The organism is Actinoallomurus sp. NPDC052308 (assembly GCF_040679195.1).
GTDB lineage: Bacteria > Actinomycetota > Actinomycetes > Streptosporangiales > Streptosporangiaceae > Actinoallomurus > Actinoallomurus liliacearum.
In genome coordinates this window covers 175,680-197,531 of record NZ_JBFAUM010000005.1, presented here as the reverse complement: position 1 = coordinate 197,531, position 21,852 = coordinate 175,680, and the positions used below count along the sequence as shown (strand labels likewise).

The window sequence follows — 21,852 nt, the reverse complement described above, 5'->3', positions numbered from 1 at the left end:
GCCACTGGGCGGGCGGTCGAAGGAGGGCCCGATGAGCCGGAGGAACCACCACATCGCCGTGCTCGTGCTCGAGGGCGCGAAGCCGCTCGACGTCGGCATCCCGGCGCAGGTGTTCTCCAACCGGCCGAACATGCCGTACGAGGTGCGGGTCTGCGGCGCGGCGCCGGGCCTGGTGACCGGCGGCGACGGCCTCTCCTATCACGTGGCCGAGGGTCTCGAGGCCCTGGAGCACGCCGACACCGTCTTCATCCCCGGCTACCGGGAACCGGCGACCACGGAACCGCCGGCGGCGGTCGTCGGCGCGCTGCTGGCCGCCCACGAGCGCGGGACCCGGCTCGCGGCCATCTCGACCGGGGCGTTCGCGCTGGCGGCGACGGGCCTGCTCAATGGCAAGCGGGCGACGACCCACTGGCACTACACGAAGGCCCTCGCCGAGAGGCATCCGCTCGTGCGGGTGGACGAAAACGTGCTGTTCGTGGACGAGGGCGACGTGCTCACGTCGGCGGGCGCGGCGTCCGGCATCGACCTGTGCCTGCACCTGGTGCGCCGCGACCACGGCGTCGCGCGCTCCAACCACGTGGCGAGACGGCTGGTGGCCGCGCCGTACCGCAGCGGGGGGCAGGCGCAGTACGTTCCCCGGAGCCTGCCCGAGCCGCTCGGCGACCTGTTCGCGAGCACGCGCGAGTGGGCCCTGGCGCACCTCGCCGAACCGCTGACCCTCGAAGCGCTCGCCCGCAACGCGCGGGTGTCGGCGCGCACCTTCTCACGGCGGTTCGTCGAGGACACCGGCTACACGCCCATGCAGTGGGTGCTCCGGGCGCGTGTGGACCTGGCACGGGAACTGCTCGAACGCACCGACCTGGGCGTCGAGGAGATCGCCGATCGCGTCGGGCTCGGCACCGGGGCGAACCTCCGCCTGCACTTCCAGCGCATCCTGGGCACCTCCCCGACGGAGTACCGCCACACCTTCTCGGCCTGAGCTCAGGACGAGTTGGCGTGATCCTTGCGGTCAGTGGCGAAAGACGTGGCGTGATCCTTGCGCACGTTGTCTTTCAGGCCACTGTCAGCCTCGCGCTCAGGTGCCGACCATGGGGACGGGACGAAAGGAGCCTTCATGACCCGCATCGCCGTCAACGGATTCGGCCGCATCGGGCGCAGCACACTCCGCGCCCTACTGGAGCGTGGAAGCGACCTCGAAGTGGTGGCCGTCAACGACCTCACCGCCCCCGAGACCCTCGCGCACCTGCTCAAGTACGACAGCACGCTCGGCCGACTCGGCCGCCCCGTCGAGGTCGACGGGACCGACCTCGTGGTCGACGGCCGCCGCATCACGGTGCTCTCCGAACGCGAACCCGCCGACCTGCCCTGGGCCGACCTCGGCGTCGACATCGTGCTCGAGTCCACCGGCCGCTTCACCAAGGCGGATGCCGCCCGCGCCCACCTCCGCGCCGGCGCCAGGCGCGTGCTGGTGAGCGCCCCCGCCGATGGCGCCGACGTCACGCTCGCGTACGGCGTGAACACCGATGTCTACGTCCCCGGCGAGCATGTGATCATCTCGAGCGCCTCCTGCACCACGAACGCGCTGGCGCCGCTGGCCTCCGTGCTGGACGACCTGGCCGGCATCGAGCACGGCTTCATGACCACGGTGCACGCCTACACCCAGGAACAGAACCTGCAGGACGGCCCCCACCGCGACCTGCGCCGCGCCCGCGCCGCCGGCGTGAACATCGCGCCCACCACCACCGGCGCCGCCAAGGCCATCGGCCGGGTCCTGCCGAACCTCGACGGCAAGCTGTCGGGCGACTCGATCCGCGTTCCGGTCCCGGTCGGCTCGATCGTGGAGCTGAACACCACGGTCTCCCGCGAGGTCACCCGCGACGAGGTGCTCGCCGCCTACCGCGCCGCCGCCGACGGCACGCTGAAGGGCATCCTCGAGTACGCCGACGAGCCACTGGTCTCCAGCGACATCGCCGGTCAGCCGGCGTCGTCCATCTTCGACGCCGCCCTCACCCGCGTCGACGGCAGGCACGTCAAGGTGGTGGCCTGGTACGACAACGAGTGGGGCTTCTCCAACCGCGTCGTCGACACGCTCGAACTGCTCGCCCGCGACTGACCGCAACGCGGTGCGCTCACCGCCGGCCGGAGCACGTGCCCCGGCCGGCGGTGAGCGCACGTCAGGGGTGGAGGGACGGACCCTTGAGCCCCCGTACGTCGGCGAGGCGGGGCATTTCGTCTTGTCCGGTCAGCGCTCGGTGTCGTCGGTGACGTGCCGCAGGTACCGGTCTGGCCGGGACATGAACCGCTTCCAGTGGTCGACGAGCTCCAGCTCGTCCCATGTGGTGTGGCGGAGGCCGTGGTCGCCGAGTTCGATGATGTCGGCGCCGGGCGTGGCGGCCAGGACCGGGGAATGGGTAGCGCAGATGATCTGCCCGCCGATCGCCGCCAGGTGATCCATCAGGGACACCAGGCGCAGGCAGGACATGAACGACAGAGCCGCCTCGGGCTCGTCCATCAGGTACAGGCCGGGGTCGTTGAACATCGCCTCGAGCACGGTGAAGAACCCTTCACCGTGACTCTGCTCGGTCAGGTCCTCCTCCCAGAAGCCGTACATGCCGGAAACGGACTGCCCGAGGTTGAACAGCGTTTCCGCGCGGAAAAAATAGCCGCGACGAGCCCGCCGCGGCCCGCGGACCAGCCTGGATCCCTCCGGGGTGAGGTCGACGTCGAGGACCTCACCGAGCGGCGTGAGCTCCCCTACGCTGGCGTACTTCGTGCCGGCCTTGCCACCCTGAGAGGGGATCTTGCAGGCGTCGGCGATGGCTTCGATGATCGTGGATTTGCCGGTGCCGTTCTCCCCGACGAGGAACGTGAGCGGCCGGCGGAAGTCCAGCCCGTGATCCAGCGCCGCGACGGCGGGAATCGTGTGCGGCCACCGCGTACGGTCGATCGGCTGACACAGCTCGATGTGCAACGTCGCTGTCCTGGCCTCCGGCTACGCCCTCCAGGGAGAGATCGAAGAAGCGTGTGCGAAGGGCCGAGAAGCAGTCGACCGTGCCGTCATGCTGCACTCGGCACGGGCCGTCACCTACATCCGGAATCTTCTGCTCGATCTGGCCGAGCAGCGGGACACCGGGGAGTGCCGCGAGTTCACCCAATACGCCCGGTTGCAGCTGCCCGCTCTGCCGCAGCGTGCATCACACCGATGATCGTCGCTGCGCCCATAATCTCGCCCCGAGCGATCATTTCCTGCGCCTCGCTGATAGGCACCCAGCGGACTTCCTCGGCCTCGTCGAGTTCCGGCTCGCCGACGTGGTCGGCGCCGTATGCGACGTAGATGTCTTGCGGGGCATCAGCGGAGCCGACCATCGGCTGGTACGACAGCAGGAACTTGACACTGCGGGGACGCCAGCCGGTTTCCTCCTCGGCTTCCCGGGCCGCCGCAGCCGCGCCGTCCTCACCCGGATCGACGTAACCCCCGGGGGCCTCCCAATCCCACTGGTCGACGATGAAGCGATGCCGCCAGATCAAGAGAATGCTCTCGCCGGTCTCATCGAGCACGATCGTCATCGCGCACCGCCGCATGCGGAATACGTACTGCTCGAACCTGGCCCCGTCCGGTAGCTCCACGCTGGCGATCGAAAGACGAATGTGCGGGTTTTCGTCGACCAGGCGCTCGCCGTGGATTGTCCAGCGGGTCCGCTCGGAGGAAGGCTCGGTCACAGGGCGACGCTACCCGGCGGTCTGCCCAAGCAGCCACCTACGGCGGCCGTAGCGATCAGCACGCCTCTTCGCACGCGATGTTGACGAGTTGGCCGCGCGGTTCGTCGAGACGCTCGAACTGCTCGCCCGCGGCTGACCACAACGCGGTGCGCGCCCGTCAGGGGTGGAGGGACAGGCCCTTGAGGATCTTGTCGACGGCGTTCTTCGGGCCGTGCAGCGCCAGGCCCACGAGGGGCAGGTCGTCGGCGGCGCGTTCCCGTACGACGGCGCGGTTGTCCTCGTCGTGGCCGGTCTTGAACATGTCCTCCGTGTAGACGCCGACGCGGAGGTCGCGGGCGAGCGCGCGGTCGTGGACGCGGGCGAGACCCTCCGCGTCGGCGGCGTAGACGAGCACCGGCTGCCGGAAGGTCGGCAGGTAGGCGTTGCCGGAACCGTCCTCGTACGGCTCGCCGATCAGCTCGGGGAAGCCGGCGGCCACCCCGCCCGCCAGGAACGCGGTGACGTTGAGCCGCTGCCAGGCCGCGAGGTCGTCCCGTACGACGAGGCCGATCTTGGTGTCGAAACGCATGGCCCTCAGGATGGCGTACGGGCTCGCGACCCGTCTTGAACGCTCGTGCGGCGGCCGGGCCAGAATCGGGGTATGACGCGCGACTGGTCCCGCTACTGGCACTCGGCCGACGAGCCGCTGGAGGCCATGCACGCGCACTTCGTACGGCACGTCTACCACCGGCACAGTCACGAGGGTTACTCCTTCGGAGTCACCGACGAGGGCGCCCAGGCGTTCTCCTGCCGGGGCGGGGCGCACACGAGCGCGGCCGGGATGGTGATGGCCTTCAACCCGGAGGATCCGCACGACGGCCGAGCCGCCGACGAGCTCGGCTTCACCTACCGGATGGTGCACATCGGCCCCGAGCTGGTCACCGGCGTGCTCGCCGACGTCACCGGCGGACGATCCGGTCTGCCGCTGTTCCGTGAGCCGGTCGTCGACGACGCGGTCCTCGCGCGGAACCTGCGGGCCCTGCACTCCGCGCTGCTCGGCGGGGCGAGCGCCCTGCGACGCGACGAACTGCTGACCGCGACGGTCGCCTCGGTCGTACGGCGGGCGGCCGCGTCCGGTGGCCGGCCCGCCGCCGCACCGACCGGCGCGGCCCTCATCGCCGAACGCGCCCGTGCGCGGCTGCACGACGCCTACCTGGAGGATCTCACCGCCGATGAGCTGGCCGCCGCGGCCGGGCACACCCGGTTCGGGGTCTACCGGGCGTTCCGGGCGGTGTACGGGATGGCGCCCAGCGACTACCAGCGGCAGCTACGGCTCCGGGAGGCGCGGCGGCTGATCGCGCTCGGCCGGCCGCTCGCCGACGTCGCGGCGCACACCGGCTTCGCCGACCAGAGCCACCTGACCCGCTGGTTCGTCCGCTGGTACGGCATCACCCCCGGCCGCTACCGCCGAGCCGCCCGACCGACGCCCGCCTGACCGAGCCCCGGCCCCGACCGCCGCCGGGCCGATGACCATAAGTGTCTGGCCGATAGCGGTCGGCGACATTCGCGTACGACGGCGGTAAGGGAAGGCTGCCGCGCGTGGGGGGTGTCCCGCCGGAAAGGCCGACCATACGATCCGTATCGGATCGATCACCTAAAGTGAAGGTCCGAGCGAGGTCAATTCTCCGTCCCAGCGCACTGTCGCGCGCGGAAAAAGGGAGGTCTCGGTTTGACGTCATCCTCGTGGCAGGAGCCGGTGTCCACCGACGAGACTGCGGAAGAGCAGTACCAGCGGAGCCTCAGCACCGCGGCGGCGCGGAACCTTACGACGACGACCAAGACCCCGCCGCAGATGCAGGCGATCAGCTCGCGCTGGCTGCTGCGGGTCCTGCCGTGGGTCGAGGTGTCCGGTGGTCACTACCGGGTCAACCGGCGGCTGACCTACAAGGTGGGCGGCGGCCGGGTCGCCGTCACGGGCAGCGAGAACCGCGCCCAGATCCTCCCGCCCAGCCTGCGGGAGATCCCGCTGCTGGGCGGGTTCGCGGACGAGGAGGTGCTGGCGGAGCTGGCCGGCCGGTTCATGCTGCGGGAGGCGGCGGCCGGTGAGACGCTCGTCGAGCGCGGCCAGCCCGGCGATCGGCTGTTCGTGGTCGCGCACGGAAAGGTGGACCGGCTGGCCACGGGGCCGTTCGACACGCCGGCCTCGCATGCCCCGGTCGGTGACGGCGGCTACCTCTTCCCCGGCGCGCTGACGGACCCGGACTTCACGTGGGACCACACGGTCGTCGCCATGACGACGTGCTCGCTGCTGGTGCTCTCCCGCCAGGACTTCCAGGCCATGCTCGACCGGTCCGAGGCACTGGCCGCGCACGTCGAGCGGTACCAGGCGGCGCTGCGAGCGCCGCAGAACCGTAAGGGCGAGGCGGAGATCGCGCTGCTCTCCGGCCACGCGGGCGAGCAGGACGTTCCGACGACGTACGCCGACTACGAGCTCGCCCCGCGCGAGTACGAGCTGGGTGTCGCCCAGACCGTGCTGAAGGTGCACACCCGGGTCACCGACCTGTTCAACGAGCCGATGAACCAGTTGGAGCAGCAGCTCCGGCTGACCGTCGAGGCCCTGCGTGAACGGCAGGAACACGAGATGGTCAACAACCGGGACTTCGGGCTGCTGCACAACGTCGACTACTCCCAGCGGATGCAGACCCGATCGGGTCCCCCCACCCCCGACGACCTGGACGAGCTGCTGTCCCGCCGCCGCAGCACCCGGTTCTTCCTGGCCCATCCGAAGGCGATCGCCGCGTTCCTGCGCGAGTGCAGCCGACGCGGGCTCTACCCTGACCCCGTCGACTGGGAGGGCAGCCGGATCCCGGGCTGGCGGGGCATTCCGATCTTCACCTGCAACAAGATCCCGGTCGTCGACGGGCACACCTCCTCCATCCTGGCCATGCGCACCGGAGAGGACGACCAGGGCGTGGTCGGCCTGCGCCAGACGGGGATTCCGGACGAGTACGAGCCGGGGCTGAACGTCCGCTTCATGGGCATCGACGAGAAGGCCATCACGTCGTACCTGGTCAGCACCTACTTCTCGGCCGCGGTGCTGGTACCGGACGCGCTCGGCGTGCTGGAGAACGTCGAGGTCGCGGCGCCGGGCTCGTGAGCCGGACGGTCACCGCCGCCGGCCCGTACGTCCGAGATCTCCCAGGAGCGCACGTGTCACACGACCTGCCGATCCGCCCGACCGGGCTCGGCACGTCCGCAGCCCAGCTGGCGGGCGCGCTTCGGTCGGCGGTCCGCGAGGTGCCACCTCTCCTCGTGGATCCGCCGAGCACCGCGGAGGGAGCCGCGGCTCCGCCCGCCGAGCCGCCGGAGCGGTCCGCGCTCCCCTGCCCGGGCGAGGGTGTCCGGGGCGTCGTACCGGGATACGCCGAACGGCAGTGGGGCGACGGCTCGTACCCGCCGCTGTACTGCCCGGAGACGGTCCGCGTCGACGAGGCCCTCGGACACCTGGTGAACGAGGCCCTCGTCGCCTGGGCCGAGGAGACGGGCATCTACGCCGATCGGCTGGACGCGTTCCGCAGCACCGGGTTCGGCCGGCTCGCCATGCTCGCCCATCCCGACACCGACGACCCCGACCGGCTCCTGCTCGCCGCGCAGCTCAACGCCGCGTGGTGGGCGTCCGACGACTACTACGCCGACGAGAGCGAGCTGGGGGCCACTCCGATCGAGCTGCCCCCACGTCTGGCACTGGTGATGTCGGCCATGGACCCGCCGCCGCCCGCGGGCGAGTTCACCGGTCCGCTGGAGGAGGCGGTCCAGGCCGATCCGGTGCTGGTGGCGCTGGCCTCGGCCGCCGCCCACCTGCGCCGGCACGCCACTCCGGACCAGGTCATGCGGATCTGCACCACGACGTTCCAGATGTACGTGAGCTGGACGGCGTACGCGGCCTGGCGCTACGGCGGCGGGCTCCCGCCCGCCTGGCGGTACCTCGCCGCCCGGCAGCACGACAGTTTCTACACGTCCATGACGTTGATCGACGTCGTCGGCGGTTACCGGCTTCCGGCCGAGCTGTTCTACGCGCCGGAGGTGCACCGTGCCGTGATGCAGGCGGGCACGGCCGCCGTCATCGTCAACGACCTGCACTCGGTCGCCAGGGAGGCGGCGGACGACCAGTCGGACAACCTCGTCCTGCTGGTCGCCGCCGAGGAGAAGTGCTCACTGCGCGAGGCGATCGAAACCTGCGTCCGCCTGCACAACGGATTCGTCCGGGACTTTCAGTCCGCGCAGGAGCGGCTCGCCGCCGTGCCGTCGGTCGAGCTGCAACGGTTCCTGCGCGGCGCGCAGGCATGGATGGGTGGCGGCTTCGAATGGCACAGCACGAGTAGCCGCTACCGCTGATCCGGCCGCGTGATCCGGGAACCGCTGCCCCGGATCACGCGGCCACTCCGGGCCGGCGAGCCACCGGCGCGCCGGCCCGGCACCCCCCGACCATGAGTAATGAGGAGGCCGGCATGACGTCCGTCCACGACCCCGCCCTCGACGACTCCGCAGTCGTCGCCAGCCCCTACCAGCGCGCGGTCGCCGAGTACTGGAACGCCGAACGCAACCCGGTCAACCTGCGGCTGGGCGAGGTGGACGGCATCTACCACCACCACTACGGGATCGGCGACGTGGACTGGTCGGTGCTGCAGAGCCCGCCGGAGGTCCGTGAGGAGCGGGTCGTCGAGGAACTGCACCGCCTGGAGTCCGCCCAGGCCGACTTCCTCCTCGACCACCTCGGCACCGTCGGGCCCGAGGACCGGGTGCTGGACGCCGGCTGCGGGCGAGGCGGATCCAGCCTGGTGGCCGCGGCACGGTTCGGGTGCCGGGTCGACGGCATCTCGATCTCCCAGGCGCAGGTCGACTTCGCGAACGAGCAGGCGAAGCGGCGCGGGGTCGACGGCTCGGTGCGGTTCCACCTGCGCAACATGCTCGACACCGGCTTCCCCACCGGCGCGTTCCAGGCGATCTGGAACAACGAGTCCACGATGTACGTCGAGCTCGGCTCGCTGTTCGCCGAGCACTCCCGGCTGCTCCGGCGCGGCGGCCGGTACGTCACCATCACCGGCTGCTACAACGACGCGTACGGGCTGCCGTCCCGGGCCGTCAGCCAGATCAACGCGCACTACATCTGCGACATCCACCCGCGCAGCACCTATTTCAAGGAGATGGCCGCGAACCGCCTCGTCCCGGTCAGCGTGGTCGACCTCACCGCCGCGACCGTCCCATACTGGCGGCTGCGCGCCCGGTCCAGCCTGGTCACCGGCATCGAGAACGCGTTCCTCGACGCCTACACCGGCGGCAGCTTCCAGTACCTGCTGATCGCCGCCGACCGCGTCTGAGACGACTCCCCGGTCATCGGGTGAGGAGGTCGCGGAGGGCCTTGGCGATGTCCTCCGGGGCCTCCTCGGCCATGAAGTGGCCGCAGGTCACCGTCGCGTGGTGCAGGTCGGACGCCCAGGCGCCCCAGACCGCGGCGGCGTCGTAGCCGAGGGCGGCGCCCCAGTCCTGCTGCAGCACGGCCACCGGCATCGTCAGGCGGCGGCCGGCGGCGCGGTCGGCCTGGTCGTGTTCGACGTCGATGCCGGCGGAGGCGCGGTAGTCGGCCACGATGGAGGGCACCGCGTCCCGGCAGGCCGCCAGGTACGCGGCGCGGACCTCGGCGGGGATCGCCTCCGGGTCATTGGCCCAGAGGTCGAGGAAGTGACCGAAGAACGCGTCCGGGCTCCCGGCGATCAGTTGCTCGGGCAGGCCGGGCGGCTGGGCCATCAGGTACAGGTGGAAGCCGACGGCGGCGGTGACGCCGTGCATCACGTCCCACATGTCCAGGGTCGGCAGCACGTCCAGGCACGCCAGGTGGGTGATCGTCTCGGGGTGGTCCAGGCCGGCGCGGAAGGCGACCAGCGCGCCGCGGTCGTGCCCGGCCAGCGCGAACCGCTCGTGCCCCAGCGCGCGGGCCAGGGCGATGGTGTCGGCGGCCATCGTCCGCTTGGAGTACGTGTCGCCGTCGGTCTCGGCGGGCTTGTCGCTGGCGCCGTAGCCGCGCAGGTCGGGGCAGATGACCGTGTGGTCGGCGGCGAGGTCGGCGGCGACGTGCCGCCACATCAGGTGGGTCTGCGGGAAACCGTGCAGCAGCACGATCGCGGGTCCCGACCCGCCGACGGCCGTGTTCAGGGACACGCCGTCGGCGACGGGCACGCGCGCGTACTCGAATCCGGGAATGGCAGGCGCCATGGTCTTCTCCTCAGGGTCGGATGCGGCTCAGAGTCGGATGCGTCTCAGGCTCGGATGCCTCCAGCCTGCCGGGCACGGATGAGCATCCGATGAGCGCGCTAACGTGGCGAGGAGGAAGGAGGCCGGGGGTTGCGCGTCGTGTTCGGGGTGCTGGGGCCGGTCACGGCCTGGGGTTCCGCCGGGGACGCGATCGACCTGAAGGGGCCACGGCACCGGGCGGTGCTGGCCCGGCTGATCACGGCCCGCGGCCGCGTCGTCCCCGTCACCCGGCTGGCCGACGACCTGTGGGCGGATGACCCGCCCGCCGACGCCGTCGGCGCGGTCCGTACGTTCGTGGCCGCCCTGCGCCGTGCGGTGGAGCCGGACCGGCCGCCGCGCGCCCCGGCCCGGCTACTCGTCACCGAGGGCCCGGGCTACGCGCTGCGCGCCGACCCGGACGCGGTGGACGCCTGGCGGTTCGAGCGGGCGGTCGCCGCCGCCGCGACGCTGCCGCCCGGGGACGCGCTCCCCCGGCTGGACGAGGCGCTGGGGTGGTGGCGCGGCCCCGCCTACGCGGAGTTCGCCGACGAGCCGTGGGCCCATGCGGAGCGTTCCCGCCTCGCGGAGCTGCGACTGCACGCGCTGGAGCGCCGGGCGGAGGCGCGGCTGGACCTGGGGCGGGCCGCCGAGGCGGTACCGGATCTGGACGCACACGTGGCCGAGCACCCCTGGCGGGAGCACGCCTGGCGGCTGCTGGCCCTGGCGCTGTACCGCACCGGTCGGCAGGGTGACGCGCTCGCGGTGCTGCGCCGGGCGCGCACGCTGCTCGTCGAGGACCTGGGGCTGGACCCCGGTCCGGCCCTGCGCGACCTGGAGGCGGACATCCTCGCCCACGCCGCCCGCCTCGATCCGGCGCCGGGCGGTACGGCGGGGCGGGTCTGGGCGGAGACGGCCGCCGCGTACGACCGCGCCGTGCCGTCCGGGGCACGGGCCCGGCTGGAGTCGACGGTCGGCCTGCTGCGCGACCTGGCGATGACCGGGGGAAGCGGGCTGGCGGAGGCCCGCCGGCATCGCGTGGCGGCGATCGAGGCGGCCGAGGAACTGGGCGACGCGGAGCTGACCGCGCGGGTGATCGGCGCGTACGACGTCCCCGCGATCTGGACGCGGGTCGACGACCCCGGGCAGGCCGCCCGGGTGGTCGCGGCGGCCGAGCGGACCCTGGCCGCCCTGCCGCGCAGCGGGCAGGACGCGGCACGCGCCCGGCTGCTGGCCACCGTCGCCCTCGAGTCGCGCGGCACCCGCGCGGAGCGCGGTCCCGAGGCCGCCCGGCAGGCGGAGCAGCTGGCCCGGGGCCTGGACGACCCGACGCTGCTGGCGTTCGCCCTGAACGCCGTGTTCATGCAGAGCTTCGAGCGGGCCGGTCTGGCGCCGCGCCGCGACGCGATCGGCGCCGAACTGGTGGCGTTGTCCGCCCGGCACGGCCTGCCGACGTTCGGGATCCTCGGTCATCTCATCCGCGTCCAGGCCCGGAGCACCCTCGCGGACTTCGCCGGCGCGGACGAGCACGCGGCGGCGGCCGGCCGCCTGGCCGAACGCCACGAGCGGCCGCTCGTGGACGTCTTCACCCGGTGGTACGCCGCGCTGCGGCTGGCCGAGACCGGTTCGGCAGCCGAGACCGAGGCTGCCGTCGAGACCGAGACGGCGGCCGAGACCCGTTCTGCCGTCGAGACCGGGGCGGCGGCCGAGGCCGAGGCGGCGTACCGGGACGCCGCGACCTGCCTGCCCGACTCGGGCATGCCGGGGCTGGAGCGGGGCCTGCTGCCGCTCGCGCTGCTGTGCCTGCGCGTACGGCACGGCCTGCCCGCCCGGCCTGACGAGCCGGCCGACTGGGGGCCGTACGAGCCCTGGGCCCGGCCCTTGCTGCTCCTGGCCGAGGACCGTCGCGAGGCGGCCGCCGCCGCGCTGCGCGAGGTCCCGGACCCGCCGCGCGACCTGCTGCTGGAGGCCCTGTGGTGCCTGACCGCCCGGGCGGCCGTCGCCCTGGACGACCGGCCGGCGATGGAGCGGGCGTACGCCGCGCTGTCTCCGGCGGCGGCGGAACTGGCCGGGGCGGGCAGCGGCCTGCTCACGGTCGGCCCGGTCGCCCGCCACCTGGCCGACCTCGCCGACGCGCTGCGCCGGCGCTGTTCTTGAAACTCGGACTTCGCTGGAAGTGCCGGGAATCCCAGGTTCACCCGCCGTAAGGTCGAGGATCGCAGGGCCGATCTGGGATCGACGCACTCGGGAGCCAGGGCTCAGGCGTCGGCCGACGATGCGCCGGTCACCGCGCTCTGGTCGGCGATCCGGCGCCGGGCGGGGATGCGCTTGCCGAGCGTGATGAAGAACAGGATCAGGCCCCACGGTCAGCAGGATGTGCCCCAACCCAAGCCGACGATCATGTACAGGTGGGGCTGAAGTGATCGATTCGCGCGCGCTCAGGGCCTGACGGATTCCCAGGCCGGGCTGGACATGAAGTAGGTGTCGTAGAGCTCCTGCACGTCCAGGAGGCTCTCGGGCGGCACCTTCCCGTAGGCGATGCGCTCCAGGTGACGGAAGTACTCGAACCGTTCGACGCCGGGCGTGATGACGATGAGGATGTCGGCGTTCTCGCCGGGGGCGGCGGCGAAGGCGTGCGGCGCACCGGGCGGCACGACCACCAGGTCGCCGCGTTCGGCGGTCACGACCTGCTCCCCGGACAGCAGTTGCGCGGTGCCGTCCAGCATGTAGAACAGCTCGGCGGACTGGTCGTGGCGGTGCGGTTTGGCGCCGTCCGCGCCGTCGTTCAGGGTGACCCGTTGGGTGGACAGCGCGCCACCGGTCGAGCTGCTGTCGGCCAGCAGCCGAATGGTGGTGGGGGCGCGGCCGATCACCTCGGCCTCGGCGGAACGGACGATGACGGCGTCGTTGAAGTCCGGCGTGATCATAGACATGGATCGACTCCTGTGCGTTGTGAGTTCGGGGATCTCAGACGGCGAACATGAGGGCGGCGCTGATGAGACACCCCATGGCGGTGGCGAAGTGGATCCCGAACGCGACCGCCTTGGTGCCGCCGTGGCGCAGGACGATGAGGGTGTCGCCGAGCGGGAGGATCGCGGCGATCAGCATGTACCAGCCGACGGCGTGCGCGCTGGAGAACGCGAGCAGGGCCGCGCCGAGGATGCCGTAGGTGAAGTCGCGCAGTCCCTTGATGGTCAGGTACGCCGGGTCACCGTTCTCCCTGGCCGGCACGCCGTACCCGGTGGCGGCGGCCTGGGGCGCCAGCAGGAATCGCAGCCCGATGATGAGCACGAGGACGACGAGGGCGATGGCGAGCCCGTAGGCGATGGGCGTGAGCATGACACTCTCCGATTGCTAGCAGCGCTAGGAACGAGATCGACACTAGCAGATCAGCGACACCTTGGCTAGCACTGCTAGAATCAGTGTCATGTCGATCCAGGCGCGCCGAGAGCGCGAGCGGGCAGAGCGGGAACGGTTGATCGTCACGGCGGCTCGGGAACTGGCCGAGTCCGAAGGCTGGGACGCGGTGACCACGCGCCGGCTGGCCGCCGAGATCGAGTACAGCCAGCCGGTCCTCTACAGCCACTTCAAGGGCAAGGACGCCATCATGGCCGCCGTCGCCATCGAAGGCTGCGCCGACATGGCCGCCGAACTCCGAGCGGCCCGTACGTCGGCCGCCGACCCGCGACAGGCACTCGCCGCGGTCGGAGCGGCCTTCGCCGCCTTCGCCGACCGACACCCCGCGCTGTTCGACGCCATGTTCGTGCACGCCGTCGACCTGCCGTTCGCCACCCCCGAGGCGCCGCCCGCCCTCCAAGAGGCGTTCGGCGAGCTGCGCGAGGCCGTCCGGCCCTTCGCCCACGACGACAACCTCGGAACGCTCACCGAGACCTTCTGGAGCGGCCTGCACGGCCTCATGACCCTCATGCACAGCGGCCGCATGCGCCGCGAGGACCACGAGAAGCGCATGGCCCTCCTCATCGACCGCTTCGCCCGCTGATCCGGGCGGACCCCGCCGACACGCCGACTGCCGGCGCGCCCAGATCTCGGCGGCGGAGCCGGCCGGTCCGTTGCGGCCGTCAGCCTGACATCCCCTGCCGTCGTCAGCCGGCGGGGAACAGGCGGGTGCGCCAGGACGCCAGTTCGGTGGCGGCGGCGGCGCGCTGGGCCGCCGTCACCGCCGTACCGCTCGCCGTGTTCACGACCAGGGCGAAGTGCACCCCGGCAGGCGCGGTGAGGACCAGCCGGTGGGCGGTGGTCGAGCCGGTCTCGTCGCCCGCCTTGACCGCTCCGGAGGAGGGGACACCGGTGAGGGTGCCGAGGTCGCTCACGACGGTGGTGCTCGCCGGGGCGAACGACCGGGGCAGGTGCAGCTCGGTGGTGGTGCCACCGGCCGTACCGCGCCAGACCAGCACGCCGTACTGGCGGTCCTTCACCAGGGCGGCGACGTTCGGCAGCGATGAGGGAACGGTCAGCCAGGCCTGCTGTCGCCCGGTGCCGTCCGGGGCCAGGTCCTCGTACGCGAAGGCGAGCGCGTCACCGGCCACGGCGGAGGGGTACAGCCGGTCCAGGAGACGTGCGTCGAGCCGGAGACCGACGTTCCCGGCCGTGTCGGTGGTGACGACGGAGAAGTCCTCGCCGTTCCACCCGTCCCCGGCGGTCTGTACCTTGTCGGGGTTGCCGTTCATGAGCTCGTGGTGGTTCCCGCTGTAGACGTCCCAGTGCCACTGGGTCCCCGACAGGACGGGGCCAGCGCTCGCGGCGGAGTCCCACCAGTTCTTGCCGGCCACGCCGTAGTCCATGGCCTGGTACATCGCGCGGACCATCCACGGCGTGCGGTCGCTGCCCGTCCCGGACAGCTTGTTGCCGAACTCCGACACCATTGGCGCGGTCCGCAGGTCCGTCGCCCGCTGCCGGATCTCGTTCATCGCGGCGTCGTACGTCCCGTCGCCGGCCGGGGTCGGGTCCACGGTGATCCGGGCCCCGTCGTAATAGTGGGTGTTGAACGCCAGCCGGGTGCCGAGCGGGCCGGCCGACGACAGGCCGCCCTCCTCGAAGAACCCGGTGTTCCAGAAGACCAGCGGTTCGACGAAGGCGGTCTTGGCGGCCCATCCCGCGTCGTCCATGGCCGTACGGAACCGCTGGTAGAAGGGCAGCAGGTAGGTCTTCTCCCAGTCCAGGCCGGTCTGTCCGTCCAGACCGCCGTCGAAGGGCTCGTTGAACGGGTCGAACCCGACGATGCTCTGGAACGCCTGCGCCGGCAGTTTCTGCCGCAGGTACGTCATGGTCGCGGCGGCCTGGCCGAGGAAGGCGTCCTGCACGCCGACCTGCCCGCTCGCCGTGGTCAGCGTCCGGTCGTGCCAGAAGTCATGGGCGGCCTGGCGTACGGCGGCGTTGGTCTGCATGTTCTGCCCCCACAGCAGGCAGATCCCGCACGACTCCTTCGGGTAGTTCCCCGCCTTGATCACCCAGTCGGGCGCGCCGTCGCCGGTGTACCAGCTGCCGCTGTTGAACAGGTGGGAGGAGTACAGGTCCTGGTGGTAGTCGAGCAGGACGCGGAACCCGCGGTCGGTGAAGGCCGTGATCTGCTGGATCGCCCGGTCGAGGTAGGAGTAGTCGATCCGGTCGGGGGCGGGCTGCACGCCCTCCCAGCTGATCAGGAAGCGGACGGCGTTCGCACCGGTCAGGTCCCGCATCGCCTGCGCCGACCGGGCCGCGTCGGCCGTGCCGCGGAACGGCAGCAGGCCGTTCTCCTGCAGCTTGGCGCCGCCGGAGACGTTGAAGCCGCGCAGTGTCACCTGGCGCCCGTCGCCGTCGCGGAACACCCGGTTCTGTCCTGCGGGCGAGACCACAACGGCCGGGCTCCCGTCCGCCCTGGCCCGCGGGGCTCCGGGAACGGCGACGGCGGCGGCCACGGCGAGCGCCACGGCCAGGGCTCTCCCGGTGCGAACGGACGCGAAGGACAGCCTCGGCATGGCGCGGCCTTCCTGGCAGGCGGGCCTTTCACTGTCCATCAGATGTCGCGCTCCGGCAATGGTTCTTGGTACCTTCTCTCGCTCGAATCGCTCAGACAGCCCCACAGTCGCATGAATGGGATAAAAACGATGAGGACTCGTAACTTCGCGATCGCCATGCTGTGCACCGGCATCGCGCTGGCAGGATGCTCGGGCGGGTCCGACGACAAGAAGTCCGCGTCGGCGCCGCCTCACACGGCCAAAGCCGCCGCGGCGCCGAAACTACCGGCCGGGTACCGGAAGATCGGCGGCCCGGACAACGGCTTCACCGCCGGTGTGCCGAAGAGCTGGAAACCGCTGAACCTGAACGCGCTGTCGAAGGCCCGCGCGGCGCTGGAGAAGAGCGGCACCTCCCCGGCCGCCGCCCAGCAGATGATCAAGACCCTGAAGGCGAACAACGCCGTCCTCGTGATCGACCCGAAGTCGGCGCAGACCGCCGGATTCGCCGCCAACCTCAACGGCTTCTGCCAGACCGCGACCGCCGCCTCCGCGGCGCAGGTGAAGGCACAGCTGCAGCAGATCGGTGGTCAGAACATCGTCTCCAAGAACGTCACCGTCGGCGGCCAGTCCGGGCTCAGGACGACGTACGACCGGAAGGTGGGCGCCGCCTCGACGGTGGGCATGCAGTACCAGGTCACGGGCGACAGCGGGAAGGTCTGCTTCATCACGATGACCGCCAAGAGGGGGACGAAGGTGCCGTTCAACGCGATCGGCGCGACCATTCACGCCCTCTGACCGAGCGCGTTCGCCGCCCGGCGAGCGCTCGTCAGGGCTCGCCGAACTCGTCGAGGACGGCGGCGGTGTGCTCGCCGAGGGCCGGGACCGCCCCCATGCGCGGCTCGCGCCCGGCCACGGTCACCGGCGGGAGGAGGGCGTTCAGGGGTCCCACGGGAGACCCGACCTGCCGCCACCGGTCCCGCGCCGCGAGCTGCGGATGCCCGGCGAACTCCTCCATCGACCGCAGCCGCGCGTTGGCGATCCCGGCCTCGTCGAGACGGCGGATCGCCTCGTCGGCGGTCGCGTCGGCGAACGCGTCCTCGATGAGGGCGGTCAACTCCGCGCGGTGCTCGACGCGGAGCGAGTTGCGGGCGAAGCGCTCGTCCCGCGCGAGTTCGGGCCGGCGCAGGACGTGCTCGCACAGCGCGGCCCACTCGCGTTCGTTCTGCAGCCCGATGAAGACCTGGTGCCCGTCCCCCGTGCGGTGCGGTCCGTACGGCGCGATCGTCGCGTGCTCCGCGCCCGTACGGCCCGGCGGCGTACCGCCGTACGCCGCGTAGTAGTACGGGTATCCCATCCACTCGCCCAGCGCCTCGAGCATGGCGACCGACAGGTCCGTGCCCCGCCCGGTGCGCTCCCGCTCGTACAGGGCGGTGAGGATGCCGCTGTAGGCGTACATCCCGGCGGCGATGTCGGCGACGGAGATGCCGACCTTCGCCGGCTCCTCGGGTGTTCCCGTCACGGACAGGACGCCGGCCTCGCACTGGACGAGCAGGTCGTACGCCTTCTTCGCGCGGTACGGGCCGGCGTCGCCGTAGCCGGAGATGCCGCAGGTGATCAGTCGGGGGTTGCGGCTGCGCAGCTCGCCGGGGATCAGGCCGAGGCGCTCGGCGGCGCCGGGGGCGAGGTTCTGGACGAGGACGTCCGCCCGGTCGACGATCCGGTGCAGGGTCGCTCGTCCCGCCGGGTCCTTGACGTCGAGGACCACCGACTCCTTGCCGCGGTTCAGCCAGACGAAGTGGCTCGACATCCCGCATACGGTCTCGTCGTACCCACGGGCGAAGTCCCCGGCGCCGGGGCGTTCGATCTTGATGACGCGCGCCCCGAGGTCGGCGAGCTGCCGGGTGGCGAAGGGCGCGGCGACGGCCTGCTCGAGCGCGACCACGGTGACCCCGCGCAACGGCAGCGCCTCCATCTCGGTCACTCCTGCACCGGCGGGAGGGAGTCCTCGGGAGGACGCGGAACCGGCGGGTGCGGCGCGTGGTCGCGCTTGTAGACCAGCAGCGTGCGCTTGAACGAGCAGACGACGACGCCGTTCTGGTTGAAGCCCTCGGTGGCCACGGTGACGACGCCGACGTTCGGCCGGGAGCGGGACTCGCGGAGCGCGATGACCTTCGACCGCGAGTAGAGCGTGTCGCCCTCGAAGACGGGGGCCGGGAGCCGTACGTCGTCCCAGCCGAGGTTCGCCATGACGTTCTGCGAGACGTCGGTGACGGACTGGCCGGTGATGAGGGCGAGGGTGAACGTCGAGTCGACGAGCGGCCGCCCGAACTCGGTCCGCGCGGCGTAGTGGTGGTCGACGTGCACCATCGCGGTGTTCTGCGTGAGCAGGGTGAACCACATGTTGTCGGTCGTCGTCACCGTCCGGCCGAGCGGGTGGTAGTACACGTCGCCGAGCGTGAAGTCCTCGTAGTAGCGGCCACGCCACGTCATACGCCAAGTCTAGGTGGCGGCCGAAGGCGAAGATCGTACGATATGCGAGGCACTGTCCTTGATCGGAAGCGGGCGCAGCAGATGGTCGATTTCTCGCAGGGTCTCCCTCCGGCGTTCCTGAGCACCACCAACGCGTCGTTCCGGGAGTTGCTGGCGGAGGTCGCACCCGACGCGCTGCCCACCGGCACCGTCCGGGAGTCGGCCGCCGGGCTCGACCTGCCGCACGGGACCACGGTGCTGGCGCTGACCTTCGAGGGCGGCGTGCTGATGGCCGGTGACCGCCGGGCCACCATGGGCAACCTCATCGCGCAGCGCGACCTGGAGAAGGTGAACTACGCCGACGAGTACTCCGTGGTCGCCTTCGCCGGCACGGTCGGCCTGGCGATCGAGATGGTCCGTCTCTTCCAGTTCGAGCTGGCGCACTACGAGAAGATCGAGGGCCGGCGGCTGTCGCTCGACGGCAAGGCCCGCCGGCTGGCCGCGCTCGTCCAGGGCAACCTCGGCGCGGCCATGCAGGGGCTGGTGGTCGTGCCCCTCTTCGCGGGTTACGACCTCGACCGGGGAGCCGGCCGGATCTACTCCTTCGACGTCGCCGGCGGCCCGTACGAGATGAAGGACTTCCACGTCGACGGCTCCGGCTCGCCGTACGCGCGGGGCGCGCTGAAGAAGCTGTACCGGCGCGGGATGTCCCAGGAGGACGCCCTCGTCGCGGCGGTCCAGGCGCTGTACGACGCGGCGGACGACGACTCGGCCACCGGCGGCCCGGACCTGACCCGCCGCATCTTCCCGACCGTCGCGGTCGTCACCGACGACGGGTATCGCCACCTGCCCGAGGAGGAGGTCCGCTCGGTCGCCGAGGCGGTCGTCGCCGCCCGGCACGACTCCCCGGGCGGCCCGATCGCGCCCCTGCGCTGAGAGCAGGAGCCTGCACCTGGCAGAGGTACCCTCAGCGGAGCGCTGGTCGCCCGTTTCCGCCGGCCGCAGTCTGGCGGGATGACGACGGAGACTCATCGGAGCGCCGCGCGGCTGGGGCCGCGCGGCCGGCTCATCCTCATCACGCTGTGCGGCGCGACGTTCATGACCGGGCTGGACTATTCGATCATCACGGTGGCGCTGCCGGAGATCGGCCGGGATCTGGGCTTTTCCAGCGCGTCGGCGCTGCAGTGGGTTGCCACCGCGTGCCTGCTGCCGACGGCCGCGCTGATGCCGCTGTTCGGGCGGGCGTCCGACATGATCGGCAGGCGCCGGCTGTTCATCGTCGGTGTGGTGACCTTCACCGTGTTCTCGCTGCTGGCCGGGTCGGCGCCCGGCCCGGGGCTGCTGGTCGCGGCGCGCGTCGGGCAGGGCGTCGCGGCGGCCATGATCGGCCCGACGGCGCTGGCGCTGATGACCGCCGCGTTCCCCGAGGGGCCGCGGCGCACCAGGGCCCTCGGGGTCAACGGCGCCCTGCTGTCGCTGGGGTTCGTCATCGGGACGATCGGCGGCGGGCTGATCACCAGCGGGCTGAACTGGCGCTGGACCATGCTCATGCTGTTCGGCATCGGCCTGCTGGTCCTGCTCGGCGCGATCACCGTGATTCGTGAGCCGGCCGGCCGCGGCCGGACCAGGCTGGACGTCCCCGGCGCGATCCTGGCGAGCGGCGGACTGTTCGCCCTGGTCTACGGCATCTCCACCGGTGGCCGGGCGGGCTGGGGCAGCGCGCCGACCCTTGGGACGCTGCTGGCCGCCGCGGCCCTCCTCGGTGCGTTCCTGGTCGTCGAGGCCCGGCACGCGGCCCCGCTCATCCCCCTGCGCCTCCTGCGCCGTACGACCGTGAAGTGGGGCATGACGGTCGCCCTCGTCACCTTCGGGATGTGCGGGGGTGCGACCCTGCTGCTCAGCATCTACATGCAGGACGTCCTGGGGTACTCGCCGCTGGAGACCGGACTCGGCTTCCTCGGCGAGGGCGTCGCGGCACTGCTCGCCGGAACCCTCGCGGCCCGGCTGATCGGCGCACGGGGCACGGTGACGACCATCGTGACCGGCCTGGCCGTGCAGGCGCTGGGCACCGCCGCGATGGTGTTCCTGCCCGCTCAGGGCGGCCCGGTCCTCCTGCTGGCCACCTCGGCCACGATGGGCTTCGGGCACGTCCTGACGGTGGTGTCCGCCATCACGACGATCACTTCCGGGCTGGACGAGGCCGACCAGGGCGTCGCCGGCAGCCTGGCCCAGATGCCCACCTTCATCGGCGCCGTGGGCGTGGCCGGGCTCACCGCGATCGTCGCCGCCCGTACGGAGGCGCTTGCCCCGACCACCACCGAGGCGCTGGCCACTCTGGGCGGACTGCACACCGCCTTCCTGGTGGCCGGTGGGGTCGCGCTGCTCGGCGCCGTCGCCGGCGGAGTTCTGCTCCGCCGGGCGAACACCGGCCGAGCGGCCGAGCGCGCCACCGGCGGGCCGGCCGAGCGTTCCCTGGCCGCCTGACCGTCCCCCTGGACGGGTCGGTGCCCCGGCCCGGTGCGGACGATGCCGTGCCGGGCCGGGGCGCGTCGCGGTCTACCCGGCGGTGGCGGTGACCAGTTCGGCGAGCCGCCGCAAGCGTTCCTCCGACGGCGATCCCGCCTCGGCCTGGAAGATCGTGACCCCCTGGCCCTCGTCGTCGGGGGTCCGCAGGAGTTCGGCGGTGAGGGTCATGACGCCCACGTCCGGGTGCCGGTACTCACGCGAGATGGACGCGCAGTTGCTCACCGGGTGCTCGGTCCACATGGCGCGGAACTCCGGGCTGAGCGTCAGCAGTTCCTCGATCAGCGCGGTCAGCCCCTCATCCCCGGGGAACCTGCTCAGCGACCCTTCGAGATAGGCGATGTCGTCGCGTGCCTTCTGCTCCCAGTCGACGTACAGCCCCCGGGAGAAGGCCGGCTCGAGGAAGTCGACGCGGACGAAGTTCGGCTTCTCGGCGCCGTCGAAGGCCCAGTGCGGAGCCAGCAGGGCGTGCGCCGACCGGTTCCAGGCCAGGATGTCGCCCCGCCTGCCCACCGCGATGGCGGGCGCCTCGGTGAACGAGTCCACCATCAGCCTGATGCCGGGGCGCAGTTTCTCCGGCCGTACCTTCTCCCGGGTCCGCGCGACCCGCGCCAGCCGGTGCAGGTGGGCCACCTCGTCGTCGTCCAGCCGCAGGACGCGGGCGACGGCGTCCAGGACCTCGTCGGAGACGTTCGGGCTCTGCCCCTGCTCCAGCCGCGTGTAGTAGCCGACACTGACCCCGGCCAGCGGCGCCAGCTCCTCCCTGCGCAACCCGGCCACCCGCCGATGCCTGACCCCCGCGCTCAACCCCACGTCCTCGGGCCGGAGCCGGGCCCGGCGGGACCGAAGAAACTCACCGAGAGCAGAACCGGGATACATGCCCAGAAGACTGCCAGGTCGAGGTGGTCGCGCAAAGCCGCCG

General features: G+C 71.8%; 21 protein-coding genes. 11 read left to right on the top strand and 10 right to left on the bottom strand.

The genetic code is table 11. The features are described 5' to 3' along the window. The first annotated feature begins 31 nt into the window (after positions 1–31). Positions 32–979: a DJ-1/PfpI family protein gene (locus AB0L00_RS18035; protein ID WP_364435010.1), complete on the top strand. Its 948-nt coding sequence runs from the start codon at positions 32–34 to the stop codon at positions 977–979. Between the two features lie 135 nt (positions 980–1,114). Next, positions 1,115–2,113 carry a type I glyceraldehyde-3-phosphate dehydrogenase gene (gap, locus tag AB0L00_RS18030; protein WP_364435008.1) on the top strand — a complete coding sequence of 333 codons (999 nt, stop codon included), beginning with the start codon at positions 1,115–1,117 and terminating at the stop codon, positions 2,111–2,113. 129 nt (positions 2,114–2,242) lie between these two features. Here gap and AB0L00_RS18025 read toward each other — a convergent pair whose 3' ends face one another. The 3 genes from AB0L00_RS18025 to AB0L00_RS18015 form a co-directional block, all read right to left on the bottom strand. Beyond that, complete coding sequence (locus AB0L00_RS18025) at positions 2,243–2,971, bottom strand: AAA family ATPase (RefSeq protein WP_364435005.1); 729 nt, start codon at positions 2,969–2,971, stop codon at positions 2,243–2,245. A gap of 176 nt (positions 2,972–3,147) precedes the next feature. Further along, on the bottom strand, positions 3,148–3,720 hold the full coding sequence (locus AB0L00_RS18020) for an NUDIX hydrolase (protein WP_364435002.1): 573 nt from the start codon (positions 3,718–3,720) through the stop codon (positions 3,148–3,150). Positions 3,721–3,877: 157 nt separating this feature from the next. Continuing rightward, positions 3,878–4,288, bottom strand: a complete 411-nt coding sequence (locus AB0L00_RS18015; protein WP_364434999.1) for a DUF2000 family protein — start codon at positions 4,286–4,288, stop codon at positions 3,878–3,880. Positions 4,289–4,360: 72 nt separating this feature from the next. On the opposite strand from AB0L00_RS18015, the gene AB0L00_RS18010 reads away from it, so the two are divergent. From AB0L00_RS18010 to AB0L00_RS17995, 4 genes are all read left to right on the top strand, one after another. Beyond that, positions 4,361–5,194: an AraC family transcriptional regulator gene (locus AB0L00_RS18010; RefSeq protein ID WP_364434996.1), complete on the top strand. Its 834-nt coding sequence runs from the start codon at positions 4,361–4,363 to the stop codon at positions 5,192–5,194. Positions 5,195–5,428: 234 nt separating this feature from the next. Further along, on the top strand, positions 5,429–6,856 hold the full coding sequence (locus AB0L00_RS18005) for a family 2B encapsulin nanocompartment shell protein (RefSeq protein WP_364434993.1): 1,428 nt from the start codon (positions 5,429–5,431) through the stop codon (positions 6,854–6,856). Between the two features lie 53 nt (positions 6,857–6,909). Then, entirely contained in the window at positions 6,910–8,094 is a 1,185-nt protein-coding gene (locus AB0L00_RS18000; RefSeq protein ID WP_364434990.1) for a family 2 encapsulin nanocompartment cargo protein terpene cyclase, read from the top strand. Positions 8,095–8,207: 113 nt separating this feature from the next. Beyond that, positions 8,208–9,077 carry a geranyl diphosphate 2-C-methyltransferase gene (locus AB0L00_RS17995; RefSeq protein ID WP_345351140.1) on the top strand — a complete coding sequence of 290 codons (870 nt, stop codon included), beginning with the start codon at positions 8,208–8,210 and terminating at the stop codon, positions 9,075–9,077. A gap of 13 nt (positions 9,078–9,090) precedes the next feature. Here AB0L00_RS17995 and AB0L00_RS17990 read toward each other — a convergent pair whose 3' ends face one another. Next, on the bottom strand, positions 9,091–9,969 hold the full coding sequence (locus AB0L00_RS17990; protein ID WP_364434986.1) for an alpha/beta hydrolase: 879 nt from the start codon (positions 9,967–9,969) through the stop codon (positions 9,091–9,093). A gap of 129 nt (positions 9,970–10,098) precedes the next feature. On the opposite strand from AB0L00_RS17990, the gene AB0L00_RS17985 reads away from it, so the two are divergent. Continuing rightward, positions 10,099–12,141, top strand: coding sequence for an AfsR/SARP family transcriptional regulator (locus tag AB0L00_RS17985; protein WP_364434983.1), 2,043 nt, complete (start codon positions 10,099–10,101; stop codon positions 12,139–12,141). A 281-nt stretch (positions 12,142–12,422) separates the two neighbouring features. Here the strand turns inward: AB0L00_RS17985 and AB0L00_RS17980 are convergent, their stop codons facing one another. Together AB0L00_RS17980 and AB0L00_RS17975 are read right to left on the bottom strand one after the other, a co-directional pair. After that, positions 12,423–12,917 (bottom strand): cupin domain-containing protein, encoded by a 495-nt coding sequence (locus AB0L00_RS17980; protein ID WP_364434980.1) that lies wholly within the window; start codon positions 12,915–12,917, stop codon positions 12,423–12,425. Positions 12,918–12,951: 34 nt separating this feature from the next. Further along, complete coding sequence (locus AB0L00_RS17975) at positions 12,952–13,323, bottom strand: DUF4267 domain-containing protein (protein ID WP_364434977.1); 372 nt, start codon at positions 13,321–13,323, stop codon at positions 12,952–12,954. An 88-nt stretch (positions 13,324–13,411) separates the two neighbouring features. On the opposite strand from AB0L00_RS17975, the gene AB0L00_RS17970 reads away from it, so the two are divergent. After that, on the top strand, positions 13,412–13,984 hold the full coding sequence (locus AB0L00_RS17970; RefSeq protein ID WP_364434975.1) for a TetR/AcrR family transcriptional regulator: 573 nt from the start codon (positions 13,412–13,414) through the stop codon (positions 13,982–13,984). 103 nt (positions 13,985–14,087) lie between these two features. Here the strand turns inward: AB0L00_RS17970 and AB0L00_RS17965 are convergent, their stop codons facing one another. Beyond that, entirely contained in the window at positions 14,088–15,959 is a 1,872-nt protein-coding gene (locus AB0L00_RS17965) for a cellulase family glycosylhydrolase (RefSeq protein WP_364434972.1), read from the bottom strand. A gap of 129 nt (positions 15,960–16,088) precedes the next feature. Here AB0L00_RS17965 and AB0L00_RS17960 point away from each other — a divergent pair, with 129 nt between their 5' ends. Further along, entirely contained in the window at positions 16,089–16,733 is a 645-nt protein-coding gene (locus tag AB0L00_RS17960) for a hypothetical protein (protein ID WP_364434970.1), read from the top strand. A gap of 31 nt (positions 16,734–16,764) precedes the next feature. Here AB0L00_RS17960 and AB0L00_RS17955 read toward each other — a convergent pair whose 3' ends face one another. Both AB0L00_RS17955 and AB0L00_RS17950 read right to left on the bottom strand, forming a co-directional pair. Then, the gene (locus AB0L00_RS17955) at positions 16,765–17,910 is read right to left on the bottom strand and encodes a CaiB/BaiF CoA-transferase family protein (protein ID WP_364435430.1); all 1,146 of its coding nucleotides are present in this window, start codon (positions 17,908–17,910) and stop codon (positions 16,765–16,767) included. A 5-nt stretch (positions 17,911–17,915) separates the two neighbouring features. Then, the gene (locus tag AB0L00_RS17950; protein WP_345351110.1) at positions 17,916–18,428 is read right to left on the bottom strand and encodes a MaoC family dehydratase; all 513 of its coding nucleotides are present in this window, start codon (positions 18,426–18,428) and stop codon (positions 17,916–17,918) included. A gap of 81 nt (positions 18,429–18,509) precedes the next feature. Here AB0L00_RS17950 and prcB point away from each other — a divergent pair, with 81 nt between their 5' ends. Continuing rightward, positions 18,510–19,343, top strand: coding sequence for a proteasome subunit beta (gene prcB / locus AB0L00_RS17945; RefSeq protein WP_364435427.1), 834 nt, complete (start codon positions 18,510–18,512; stop codon positions 19,341–19,343). A gap of 78 nt (positions 19,344–19,421) precedes the next feature. Beyond that, positions 19,422–20,891 carry an MFS transporter gene (locus AB0L00_RS17940; RefSeq protein ID WP_364434967.1) on the top strand — a complete coding sequence of 490 codons (1,470 nt, stop codon included), beginning with the start codon at positions 19,422–19,424 and terminating at the stop codon, positions 20,889–20,891. Positions 20,892–20,963: 72 nt separating this feature from the next. Here AB0L00_RS17940 and AB0L00_RS17935 read toward each other — a convergent pair whose 3' ends face one another. Further along, entirely contained in the window at positions 20,964–21,809 is an 846-nt protein-coding gene (locus AB0L00_RS17935; protein ID WP_364434964.1) for a helix-turn-helix transcriptional regulator, read from the bottom strand. Positions 21,810–21,852 lie beyond the last annotated feature (43 nt).